Genomic DNA, 12,071 nt, shown 5'->3' on the forward strand with positions numbered 1-12,071 from the left:
ACATGTTATATCAAAGAAGCAGCCAGCTGTTTGCTGAGGCTGAAAAAGTGATTCCGGGAGGTGTAAACTCTCCGGTACGTGCATTTAAATCGGTAGGAGGTACTCCAATTTTTGTGAAAGAAGCAAAAGGGGCTTACCTGTATGATGAAGATGATAACCGATTAGTAGATTATATTAACTCGTGGGGACCTATGATTTTAGGTCATGCTTATGAGCCTGTAGTAAATGCAGTTATAGAAAGGGCTAAAAAAGGAACCTCGTTTGGTACTCCTACAGCCTTGGAAACCGAAATTGCCGAACTGGCAGTGAGTATGGTTCCTAATATTGATAAGATTCGTTTTGTAAACTCGGGTACCGAGGCATGTATGAGTGCTGTAAGGCTTGCCAGAGGTTATACAAAGCGTGAAAAGATTATAAAATTTGCAGGATGTTACCACGGGCATTCTGACTCGTTTTTAATACAGGCGGGTAGTGGTGCAGTAACTTTTGGATCGCCAAACAGCCCGGGTGTAACTCAGGGAACAGCAAAAGACACTTTGCTTGCTACATACAACGATTTACAAAATGTAAAAGATTTGTTTGAAGCGAATAAGGATGAGATTGCAGCTATTATCATAGAGCCTGTTGCAGGTAATATGGGGTGTATACCTCCGTCAGAAGGTTTCCTGCAGGCGTTAAGAGAGGTGTGTGATGCTAACGGAGCGCTGCTGATTTTTGATGAGGTGATGACCGGTTTCCGTCTTGCAAAAGGTGGTGCTCAGGAACTATTTGGAGTTAGAGCTGATATTGTAACTTTTGGTAAGGTTATAGGTGGCGGACTTCCGGTAGGTGCTTTTGCAGGTAGAAATGAAATAATGAATTACCTTGCTCCGGTTGGGCCGGTATATCAGGCGGGTACGCTTTCGGGTAATCCATTAGCAATGGCAGCCGGACTTGAAATGCTTAAGGCTTTAAATAGTGATGAGGCAATATTTAGCAGGCTTGAAGAGAAAACTGCTTACCTTGAAAAAGGTATTCGTGAAAAACTTACAGATGCTAATTTAGCTTATACCATAAACAGGAAAGGTTCTATGATTTCGGTTCACTTTGATGCTAATCCGGTAACTGATTTTAAAACCGCTGCAAATGGTGATAACGAAACGTTTAAGAAGTTTTTCCACGGTTTGCTTAAGGAAGGGGTGTATATAGCGCCATCAGCTTATGAGACCTGGTTTATTACCGATGCTCTTACGTATGAAGATCTTGATTTTACAATCAAAGCTATTGAAAAAGTAGCTAAAGAGTTATAAAAAGAAAGCTCCCTGAAAAGGGAGCTTTTTTTATGTTAGTACATTATATACTATTAATGACTTAAAACTTTAAGTAAGCCCGGTGTAGCAGCAATTTTTTTGTTTTGCTCTGGTGTCAACGTAGAAGAGATTTTAGATTCAACTGATTCAGCTAAAATATCTTTACGCTCCTGGCTTAGGTCGTGAGATAAAACCTCATGTTTGTAAATGAAAAGATCCATGAAGGCTTTTTCCTGACTTCCCTGTAGTTCAACAACTTCTTTTAAGGCTTTAAGGTCTTTTTCTGCAGATGCTTTAAAACTCTCTTGTGTTTTGGCTGCAACTACCTGATTAGACGGAGCTTTTTTCTGGGCATTGGCGTTAAGACCGAAAGCCAGCATTACAACGAATAAAGCAATTATTTTTTTCATGATTAAACTGGTTTTTGTTTAGTGTTATGTACGCCAAATCTAATTAATTTATAAAACAACTCAAAACTTTAACAGAAAAAAAATTATCTTCTCTTTTCTTTTTTAAAGTTTTTACGTTGACCTTTAAAATTATCTTTTCTTTTTTCGTGCATTTTTTGCCATTTTTCAAATTGTTCGTCATTTAAAACTTTTTTCATTTCGGCTTTCATGGCAATCTGTTCGTCCAGTTTTTTGCTTTGCATGGCAAACCTTTCGTCTTTTGTTGGAACTTTACCTGCTTCCCTGTCGGCTTTACGTTTAGCCATTTCGGTTTCGGCATTTTTATTTCGGTTTAAAACCAGTTTTTGTATGTCAGCCTTTTGCTTATCTGTAAGGTCTAGTTCAAGAGTCATCTTTTTAACCTGAAGTTCGGTGCGCTGTTCTGCGGTTAGTTTTTCTCTTTCTCCATGATGTTTACCTCTTCCCGGTTGTGCAAATACACCTGTGCTAACACATAATACTGCTACTAAAATCCATGTTTTCATAATCTTATTTTTTTAAGTTACATACTGTTAAGACATTTTTAAAAAGAAAAAGTTTAAAATGTTGAGCAAAAATTTTTTCGATAAGCCTTTTGATAGTACTTTTGTGTCGTGAAAAAATTAGTAGTCATATGTTCTATGGTGATATTCTTTAAACCGCTTATGCCGGTTTTTGAATATGTTTTTAACTATGACTATATTGCTAATGAGCTTTGTGAAAATAAAGCAAAACCAGAACTTCACTGTAACGGTAAATGTCACTTAATGAAGGAGCTTGCTAAAGCTGCCGAAGACGAAAAGCCGGTATCAAGCAAAAAAACTTCACATCAGGAAGCTGAAGTACTATTTTTTCAGGATTCATTTGATTTTACTTTCAATGCTGTAGTGCTTCAGCCTATAGAGAAAGTTAAAATTCCTTATACAAATCTGTATTCTCATAATAATACAGGAGCTGTATTTCATCCACCCACATTTATTGGTTAAATAACTATGTAATCAGGCAACACAATATGTTTTGTGCGTGCTTAAGGTACTTTGCGGTTATCTTATGGCTGTAGTAGTACAATTGGTCTGCGTGTATTTTTATGCGTAGCCGGGAAACATATATAAACGTAACAAATAAATTAAAATGAAATTTCAGTTAAAAAACACCATAGCCATATTGGCACTTACTTTCCTTTTTGTATCATGCAGTAATGACGACGATTCTTCTTCGGTTACAGAAGGGACATCGGGCGATGTAGAATTGTATTTTGATAACGGCGTTAATGGTGATGCTCTTATACTAGGAAACACCTATACAAACTCTAATGGAGAGAGTTTAACAATTAACAGACTTAACTATATAATAAGTAATGTAGTGCTTATTAAGGCAGATGGTAGCGAATACACTTACCCGAAGGAAGAAAGCTATTTTGTTATTAGTGCCGAAGGCGATTTGCTAACCGCTCATTTAGAAAATGTACCAGCCGGAGATTATACTCAGCTTAGGTTTGGTGTTGGTGTTGACGAGCAACGTTACCTACAGGGGGAAACGGCTCAGCAAAGCTTTTGGGATTTAGCTACAGAATATAACCTAACATGGACATGGTCTACAGGATACCGTTTCATAAACTTTGAAGGGACTTATACTTCACCTGAAGTTGATGGCGAAAAAGCTTTCCAGGTGCATCAGGGCAGTAACACTGCTACAGATAATTACAGGGAAGTTACCTTGTTACTACCTACTACTGCAAGAGTTAGGGAAGGTGAAATGCCTAACATACACCTTAAAACTGATGCTAATGTAATTCTTGACGGGGTAAACAAAATAAAACTGGCAGATAACATTAACGAAGCACAAACAGCTACGGCTATTATGGGAGGTGAAAATCTTATAACTATTGCCGAAAACTCACTGGATATGTTTGTTGTAGATCATGTGCATAACGGAGGCCATTCAAGTCATCAAGACTAATTGTTAATGCCTTGCTACAACCTGTAGCAAGGCTAACTTTTTATAGTATGAGAACAATTATTTTATCCCTTTTACTGGGGTGTCTTTTCGTGTCGTGTTCTAAAGAAGAGGAGTATACCGAAGTTGATAAGCCGTTAGATTTTCAGGTTCCGTTAAATTTTCCACCCTTAGCACAGGATATATCCTATAATATGCCTACAGAAAAAGGCTTTGAGTTGGGAAGGAAACTTTTTTATGACGGACGATTATCTGCCGATAATACCATTTCATGTTCTTTTTGTCATGAGCAGGGGTATGCTTTTACACATCATGGGCACGATTTCAGTCACGGGATATATGATCAGATAGGGACGCGTAATGCTCCGGCGGTTCAAAATATGGCTTTTCAAAGCGAATATTTTTATGACGGAGCTTCAAATAGTATTGAAATGCTTTCTATAGTGCCTATTCATAATCCGAAGGAAATGGAAGAGACCCTGCAGGGTATAGCTGAAAAGCTCATGCAGGATGCAGAATATGTAAAACTCTTCGGACTTGCTTTTGAGGATAAACAGGTTTCGTCGGGTAATATATTAAAGGCGCTTGGGCAGTTTATGACTATGATGGTTTCGGCCAACTCCCGTTATGATAAGCATGTGCGTAATCAACCGGGGGGTAATTTTACCAGCGTGGAAGAGCAGGGTATGGAACTGTTTCAGCAAAAATGTGCCGTGTGCCATAAAACCGATTTGTTTACCGATAGTGCTTTTAGGAATAACGGACTTCCGCCTAATCCTAATCTTAATGATTTAGGTAGGGAAATAGTAACCGGTTTTGCAACCGACAGGTATAAGTTTAAAGTTCCTAGCCTGCGTAATGTGGAGCTAACTGCTCCCTATATGCACGATGGACGCTTTGGTTCGCTAGAGTCAGTGCTTAACTTTTACGCTAACGGAGTTATTGATTCTGAAACACTGGATGAGGAGCTAAGACATGAAGATGTTTTAGGTATCCCGCTTACACAGGAAGAGAAGGATGCTCTTATCGCTTTCCTGAAAACACTAACTGATGAGGAGTTTATCAATAATCCTTTGTTTTACTATCAAACTTAATTAAAATGAAAAAATATATAATAGGTGTATTGCTTTTGGCTGCTCAGTGTTTTTATGCCGAGACAGTAAGAGATACGCTTTATCCAAATTTTAGGCAGTATGCTTATGAGTTTGAAGATTTTTGTGATGCCTGTGGCTGTTCTGCCAGTGGCGGGAGTATGGGGTTTAGTTCCATGCTGGATCAAAACTTTGTTGGTTTGCGCTATATGTATCAAAGCTACTCGAGCCGTGAAGGGATATTTAATAACTCGCCTTGGATAGACGAGAATTTTAATACCATACAGGCATGGGCGAGAATTCCGGTATTTAAAAATTTTCAGGTATCGGCATTAGTACCTTATCATTTTAATAACCGCACGCCTTCAACAGGAAAACAAACTATTGATGGAATAGGTGATATCACTGTATTAGGTATGTATACCGTGTATCAGACTAAAGCAGATAGTGTGGCTTATAAACATACACTTCAGGCGGGTGTAGGGGTAAAGGCTCCAACCGGGGAATATAACGGGAGTAATAACGGGAGTATAAACCCGAGTTTTCAGTTAGGTACCGGTAGCTGGGATTATATGCTTGCAGCCGAATATATTCTTAAAAAAGGGAATTATGGTTTTAATACCATGCTTAACTATACTTTTAAAACCGAAAACAATCAAAACTATCAGTTTGGTAACCAGTTTAATTATGGCGGAACTTTGTTTTATGTGATACAGGGGCAAAAGCTGGTAACGGTACCTCAGGTAGGTGTGGCTGGTGAGGTTTATGCTTCAAACAGGCAGTATGGTGAAGATGTTCCCGATACCAAAGGTGATATCTTTTTTGCTAAGGCAGGGGTAGAGGCCGGTATGGGTAAGTTTTCTGTAGGTGTTAATGCAATGGTCCCGGTGAATCAAAACCTTACGGGAGGTAAGGTTGAGGCGAACTATAGGTTGGCAATAAATCTTAATTATAGCTTATAAAAAAAGGAACCGATAAGGTTCCTTTTTTTATACATATATAATAGGTGGTATATTATGCTTTAAACTCTACAGTTTTTACATCACCATTAACAACAACTTTTACAAGTCCGTGTTTCGATAAGCCTTTCATGGCAGCATCCCATTTTTTACCGCTTAGTCCGGCTTCGGTTTTTAAAGCTGCCAGTTCAATTGAATTGTTGGCTTTAAGTATTTCGGTAATCAGCTTTTCATCTTCGGTAAGTTCAGGTCCTTTTTTCTCAGGTCTCATTTGAGGGAAGAATAATACTTCCTGTATAGATTGGTTGTTGGTTAAGAACATAATTAATCGGTCCATACCAATACCTAAACCTGATGTAGGAGGCATACCATACTCTAAAGCTCTAAGGAAGTCAAAGTCAATAAACTGACCTGCTTCATCATCACCTCTTTCGGCAAGTTTAAGCTGTGCTTCAAAACGCTCTCTCTGGTCAATAGGGTCGTTAAGCTCTGAATAAGCGTTGGCGATTTCCTTACCGCAAACCATAAGCTCAAAACGCTCGGTTAGTTCAGGGTTATCACGGTGCTCTTTACAAAGCGGACTCATTTCTTTAGGATAATCGGTAATGAATGTTGGCTGAATAAAGTTGCCTTCACATTTCTCACCAAAAATCTCATCAATAAGTTTTCCTTTACCCATGGTTTCGTTTACGTCGATTCCCATCCCTTTTGCAGCCTCAAATATTTCGGCTTCAGTTTTTCCGGTAATATCAAATCCGGTAAACTGTTTAATGGCATCGGTCATGGTAACACGGGCATACGGAGCTTTAAAGTCTACAGTGTGTTCGCCAAAAGTAGCAACGGTAGTTCCGTTTACTGCTGTTGCACAATGTTCAAGCAGGTTTTCGGTAAACTCCATCATCCAGTTGTAGTCTTTGTAAGCTACATATATTTCCATAGCCGTAAACTCAGGGTTATGTGTTCTGTCCATCCCTTCGTTACGGAAGTTTTTACTAAATTCATAAACACCATCAAAACCACCTACTATAAGTCTTTTAAGGTAAAGCTCGTTAGCAATCCTCATGTATAAAGGGATGTCTAAAGAGTTGTGGTGGGTAACAAACGGCCTTGCGGCAGCACCACCCGGTATTGGTTGTAATACAGGTGTCTCAACTTCAAAGTAACCTTTGTCGTTAAAAAAGCTCCTCATGGCGTTAAAAAGCTTTGTTCTTTTAACAAATACTTCTTTAACCTGAGGGTTAACTACTAAGTCTACATAACGCTGGCGGTAACGAAGTTCAGGGTCGTTAAAACTATCATATACTTTACCGTCGGCATCTGTTTTTGGCATTGGTAAAGGTCTAAGCGTTTTGCTTAGTAGTGAGAAGTTGGTTACACGTACTGATTTTTCTCCTACCTGAGTAGTGAAAAGTGTACCTTCTACACCTATAAAGTCACCAAGGTCAATGAGTTTTTTAAATACCTCATTGTATTTGGTTTTATCTTCACCCGGGCAAATTTCATCTCTGTTGATATATATCTGTATACGTCCTTCACTATCCTGAATTTCGGCAAAAGAAGCCTTTCCCTGAATACGGAATGACATCACGCGACCTGCAATAACAACCTTCTTTCCTTCAGCAAAATCTTCCTTAACCTGTTTAGATGTATGGTCTACAGGAAATAGGTTAGCGGGATACGGATTGATGCCGAGGTTTCTCAGCGTGTCCAGTTTTTCTCTACGAATGATTTCTTGTTCTGAAAGCTGCATGTTATTAATGTTTTTTTAAGCCCGCAAAGATAGTGATTATTAATAAATAATCAATTTGCATTTTTAACTGTATCAGTGCTTTTTGTTAGGTTTTAAAAATATTATCTTTGGCTTAAGATTAACAAAACAAACACCAATTATGAAAACAAGATTTTTTTACGGGCTAAGCCTGTTAATGCTGATGTTTGCCACATCGTGTAATTTTACCGAAAGAGTTACTGTTAAAGATGACGGAAGTGGGCAAATGAGCCTAGAGGTAGATGCGTCTCAGTTAATGGCTATGGCTGGAGAGGAATTGACTAAAGATGGAGGAGAGAGGAAAGATTCTACTTTTACCTTTAAAGAGATTCTGGACGAAAAAAGGGATAGTATAGCAAAATTGCCTAAGGCAGATCAGGAGCGGTTAAAAAAGCTGGAGAATTTTAAGGTACATATGATGATGGATCCTAAAACTTCTGAGTTCAAGATGGATATTTTTACCGATTTTCAAAAGGCAGAAGATATTACCGATATCATGCAGGCTTTTAGTGAACTTAATAAGATGAATAAGGCAGGTGGTGCTCCGTCGGGGATGAGTTTAGAGAAAAAAGAATCTGATGTGAAGTATTTTTATGATGGTAATAAGTTTGTAAAAACCATAAAGCCTGCTAAAGCAAAAGAGGAGGAGAAAAGAGATGAAGATGCTGCAGGTGAAGAGATGATGAAATCGATGTTTGAAGAGTCTACCTACACGGTTATTTATCAGTTTCCAAAGCCTGTGAAGTCTGTTTCAGATAAATCGGCAGTAATAAGCGATGATAAAAAAAAGGTAACGGTTACATACTCTTTGTTGGATTATTTTGATAAGCCTGAAGATATGGGGCTTGAAGTTAAATTTTAATGAAGATTTAAATGATATTGTTAAACCGGGCAGCCTCAAGAGGTGTCCGGTTTTTTTATGAGGTTAAACCGAGAGAAGTTTTGTAATTTTGTAATGAATTAGATATTACAATTATGAATAAGCAGGTACAGTTCCTTGATTTAGGAATGAAAGACTATAAGGAGGTTTGGGATTTTCAGGAAACCCTTTTTAGCGGTATACTTGATGTTAAGGTGAAAAACAGGCGTGAGGAAAAAAATGACAATACGCCAAATTACCTTTTGTTTACGCAGCATCCTCATGTATATACATTAGGTAAAAGCGGAGATATGCAAAACCTGTTGCTTAATGAAAAACAACTTGCAGATAAAGGAGCTGCTTTTTATAAAATAAACAGAGGTGGTGATATAACTTATCACGGGCCCGGTCAGGTGGTAGGTTATCCTATATTGGATTTAGAAAACTTTTTTACTGATATACATAAATATCTTCGTTTTTTAGAAGACGTAATTATAAAGGTAATGGCAGATTATGGTCTTGAAGGAGTTAGGAGTGAAGGAGAAACCGGAGTTTGGCTTGATGTAGGTACACCGTTTGCCCGTAAAATATGTGCTATGGGTGTTAGGGCTTCGCGCTGGGTAACCATGCATGGTTTTGCTTTTAATGTAAATGCTGATTTAGGGTATTTTGATAATATAATTCCGTGTGGTATTAAAGATAAGGCAGTTACTTCTCTTAATGTGGAATTAAGGGTTGATAAGGTGGATGAAGAAGAAATTAAGCAAAAAATACTGAAATATTTCACTGAGCTTTTTGAAGCGGAAATAGTTAATACAAAAGAAGAGCTTTTGCTGAAGGTTTAGTTAAAATTTAATTAAATCCCAAAATTCAGTTCCAGTTGGTCAGGTAATAGTCTGAATGATTTACGGTGATACTTTGTTATACCATACTTCTTAATGGCTTCACGATGCTCAACGGTAGGGTATCCCTTGTTTTTCTTCCAATTGTACATAGGGAATTCTTCATGAATTTTATTCATATACTCATCTCTGTAGGTCTTTGCAAGTACTGAGGCTGCTGCGATGCTAAGGTATTTGCCATCCCCTTTAACAATGCAGCTGTAGGGTATATTGTTTACAGGTTTAAATCTGTTGCCGTCAACTATTATATATTCCGGTGTGGGGGTTAGTTTAGTGATGCAGTCCTGCATTGCCTTAATAGAGGCGTTTAATATGTTTATTTCGTCAATAATCTCTGGCTCAATATTTGTTACATGATAACATAAGGCCATTTCTTCAATAATTGGTCTTAATTGTTCTCTTGTTTTCTCAGTAAGCTTCTTAGAATCGTTCAGGAGTTTTAGTTCAAAATTATCAGGCAGGATAACTGCGGCGGCTGTCACTGGTCCTGCAAGACATCCGCGGCCAGCTTCATCAGTGCCGGTTTCTAGGGAGAATTCTGAAAATTTTAGGGATAACATAAAACGGAAAATGTATTTTTTACGTATAAAATTATACGCAAATGTAATTTAGTTGCGTTAAAATTAAAATTAATATAGGTTAATTTCTAATTATTTATATTTTTGCTTTTCTTTTTTAAAAAGATTTTCAAATCTTTTGGTTTTGAGATTCTTGTAAAGAAAAGGTCTATTGGTTGTTTATTATTAAATTTTTAAAAACAGTTATGAAAAAAAATACTGTATCAGCTTTAATGCTTTTGTCGGTTGGGTTAATGGCAGGTTTTTCTGCTTCAGCTCAAAGTACGCCAGAACAAAGAGCTAAGATAGTTAGCCACTATAACAAGGCTGAAGTTAAGAAAGTAATTGAAGGGCTTGAGGAGGAGAATTTAAGAAGTTATGAAAGAGCTCTTGAGTTAGCGGAAGCTAATGGCTGGCCGCTAAAGGTTACTAATAAGAATGGTGTTGTTGCACGTTTAATGGGTGTTACTTCTCATGATGAACCTATTTATAAAGCTCCTGATAATAATTTAGGGCAAAAAAGTAGTGCCGCTACCTCAATGGTTACACATATTAGAACAGGAGGAGATATGGGGCTTGATCTTAATGGTCAGGGAATGCTTCTTGGTATGTGGGAAATTGAAGGTTGTTTGGATGATCATGAGCAGTTAGTTGGTAGAGTTACTATAGGTGATAATGCATCTTTTAATGAAGAGGATTTTGAGGCTTCAGGTCACGCTACTCACGTTGCGGGTACTCTTATAGGTTCTGGTGATGGTGATATTGGTGCCAGAGGACTTGCGTATCAGGCTGATTTACTTGCTTACGAAGCTTCTTTTGATAATAATGAAGCTTTAAGTGCGGCAACAGATCCAAATGTTGCTCTTCTTGTTTCTAATCACTCTTATGGTATACCATTAGAGAATGCTGCAGGTTGGATGCCTGGTGCTTATTCAAGTGAAAGCCGTGCGTGGGATCTTATTCATTATGCGGCTCCTTACTATCAGGCTGTAATATCTGCCGGTAACGATAGGGAGGGTGAGACAAGTGATTTACTTATTGGTAATAAAACATCTAAAAATGCCATTGTTGTTGCGGCGGTTAAGGGTGTAAGAGATATTCTTGCAGATCGTGATGTTAATGATATTTCAATGACTTCTTTTAGTAGTTATGGTCCAACAGATGATAAGAGGGTTAAGCCGGATATTGCTATGAAAGGCGAAGGAGTTTACTCTTCATATCCTACTGCTGGCGGTGGTAGTGGTTATGCTACATTACAGGGGACTTCAATGGCTTCACCTGGTGTTGCGGGTACTCTTATTTTGCTTCAGGAGCATTATTATAATACTAATGAGGAGTATATGCGTGCTGCTACTCTTAAAGCCTTAATGATTAACACTGCAGATGAAGCAGGTTCTTGGGATGGTCCTGATCATAAGTTTGGTTGGGGGTTAATCAATGCTCAAAGAGCGGTAGAGGTTATTAATAATAATGGTGTAAGCTCGCTTATTGAAGAAAATGTTTTAGATAATGGAGGTGTTTATACAAAACAGGTAACTGCTCAGGGTGATCAACCTTTAAAAGTAACTGTAGTTTGGACAGATCCTGCTGCCGCTGCATTAGAGCAGGCGAATCAAAACAATCCAAGACTTATAAATGATATTGATGTAAGGGTTATAAAAGCAGGAAGTATATTGCCTACGTTTCCATGGAAGCTTTCTAGTAATGTTATACTGCCTGCTGTAAGATCTGACAATGACAGGGATAATGTTGAGTATGTTGAGTTAACTGATGTTACTGCTGGTGTTTACACTATTACAATTAATCATAAAGGTAGTCTTTCAGGAGGCTCTCAGGCTTATTCATTAGTTGTTAATGGTATAACTGATGAATTAAATGTAGTGGATAATCAATTTAATAAGGTGGCAATCTATCCTAACCCTGCTTCAGATATAATCAATATTGATATGGGTGCGCTAGGTCAACCATCTGAAGGAAGTGTGATTATGTATGATTTACAGGGGCGTGTTGTAAGACAGTTTGATTCTGTAGTTAGTACTGTGGATGTTTCTTCGCTTAATGCTGGTATGTATGTTTTAAATATCAACTATGATGGTTATACAGAAACAAAAAAAGTAATAGTTAAATAATGTTTTATTTAACAGATTAAAAATATGTTAATAATTGAAAAACTGCCTTTTAGGCAGTTTTTTTTGTTTTCATAAAAAATCAACGCAACCTTTTAACAAAAAAAGTATCTAATAACTATATGATTGGCAAATT

12 protein-coding genes are annotated in these 12,071 nt (G+C 37.7%); 8 read left to right on the forward strand and 4 right to left on the reverse strand.

The genetic code is table 11. The features are described 5' to 3' along the window. The first annotated feature begins 2 nt into the window (after positions 1-2). Positions 3-1,289, forward strand: a complete 1,287-nt coding sequence (gene hemL, locus V3Z67_RS11805; protein WP_330443505.1) for a glutamate-1-semialdehyde 2,1-aminomutase — start codon at positions 3-5, stop codon at positions 1,287-1,289. 53 nt (positions 1,290-1,342) lie between these two features. Here hemL and V3Z67_RS11810 read toward each other — a convergent pair whose 3' ends face one another. After that, complete coding sequence (locus tag V3Z67_RS11810; protein ID WP_330443506.1) at positions 1,343-1,699, reverse strand: hypothetical protein; 357 nt, start codon at positions 1,697-1,699, stop codon at positions 1,343-1,345. Positions 1,700-1,782: 83 nt separating this feature from the next. Next, positions 1,783-2,223, reverse strand: coding sequence for a hypothetical protein (locus V3Z67_RS11815; RefSeq protein ID WP_330443507.1), 441 nt, complete (start codon positions 2,221-2,223; stop codon positions 1,783-1,785). A 108-nt stretch (positions 2,224-2,331) separates the two neighbouring features. Between V3Z67_RS11815 and V3Z67_RS11820 the strand changes: the two genes are divergently transcribed. From V3Z67_RS11820 to V3Z67_RS11835, 4 genes are all read left to right on the forward strand, one after another. Continuing rightward, positions 2,332-2,703 carry a hypothetical protein gene (locus V3Z67_RS11820; protein ID WP_330443508.1) on the forward strand — a complete coding sequence of 124 codons (372 nt, stop codon included), beginning with the start codon at positions 2,332-2,334 and terminating at the stop codon, positions 2,701-2,703. 145 nt (positions 2,704-2,848) lie between these two features. Continuing rightward, on the forward strand, positions 2,849-3,676 hold the full coding sequence (locus tag V3Z67_RS11825) for an MbnP family protein (protein WP_330443509.1): 828 nt from the start codon (positions 2,849-2,851) through the stop codon (positions 3,674-3,676). 47 nt (positions 3,677-3,723) lie between these two features. Beyond that, the gene (locus V3Z67_RS11830; protein ID WP_330443510.1) at positions 3,724-4,767 is read left to right on the forward strand and encodes a cytochrome-c peroxidase; all 1,044 of its coding nucleotides are present in this window, start codon (positions 3,724-3,726) and stop codon (positions 4,765-4,767) included. A 5-nt stretch (positions 4,768-4,772) separates the two neighbouring features. Then, positions 4,773-5,726 carry a transporter gene (locus V3Z67_RS11835; protein ID WP_330443511.1) on the forward strand — a complete coding sequence of 318 codons (954 nt, stop codon included), beginning with the start codon at positions 4,773-4,775 and terminating at the stop codon, positions 5,724-5,726. Positions 5,727-5,778: 52 nt separating this feature from the next. Here V3Z67_RS11835 and lysS read toward each other — a convergent pair whose 3' ends face one another. Next, positions 5,779-7,473 carry a lysine--tRNA ligase gene (gene lysS / locus V3Z67_RS11840; RefSeq protein ID WP_330443512.1) on the reverse strand — a complete coding sequence of 565 codons (1,695 nt, stop codon included), beginning with the start codon at positions 7,471-7,473 and terminating at the stop codon, positions 5,779-5,781. A 139-nt stretch (positions 7,474-7,612) separates the two neighbouring features. On the opposite strand from lysS, the gene V3Z67_RS11845 reads away from it, so the two are divergent. Both V3Z67_RS11845 and lipB read left to right on the forward strand, forming a co-directional pair. Next, positions 7,613-8,353, forward strand: a complete 741-nt coding sequence (locus tag V3Z67_RS11845) for a hypothetical protein (RefSeq protein WP_330443513.1) — start codon at positions 7,613-7,615, stop codon at positions 8,351-8,353. Positions 8,354-8,466: 113 nt separating this feature from the next. Continuing rightward, positions 8,467-9,195 (forward strand): lipoyl(octanoyl) transferase LipB, encoded by a 729-nt coding sequence (lipB, locus tag V3Z67_RS11850; protein ID WP_330443514.1) that lies wholly within the window; start codon positions 8,467-8,469, stop codon positions 9,193-9,195. Positions 9,196-9,206: 11 nt separating this feature from the next. On the opposite strand, the gene V3Z67_RS11855 is transcribed toward lipB, so the two are convergent. Beyond that, the gene (locus V3Z67_RS11855; RefSeq protein WP_330443515.1) at positions 9,207-9,812 is read right to left on the reverse strand and encodes a ribonuclease HII; all 606 of its coding nucleotides are present in this window, start codon (positions 9,810-9,812) and stop codon (positions 9,207-9,209) included. Positions 9,813-10,015: 203 nt separating this feature from the next. On the opposite strand from V3Z67_RS11855, the gene V3Z67_RS11860 reads away from it, so the two are divergent. After that, positions 10,016-11,938: a S8 family serine peptidase gene (locus tag V3Z67_RS11860; RefSeq protein ID WP_330443516.1), complete on the forward strand. Its 1,923-nt coding sequence runs from the start codon at positions 10,016-10,018 to the stop codon at positions 11,936-11,938. The last annotated feature ends 133 nt before the right edge of the window (positions 11,939-12,071 follow it).

The organism is Flavobacterium sp. C4GT6, assembly GCF_036347315.1.
Taxonomy (GTDB): domain Bacteria; phylum Bacteroidota; class Bacteroidia; order Flavobacteriales; family Flavobacteriaceae; genus Flavobacterium.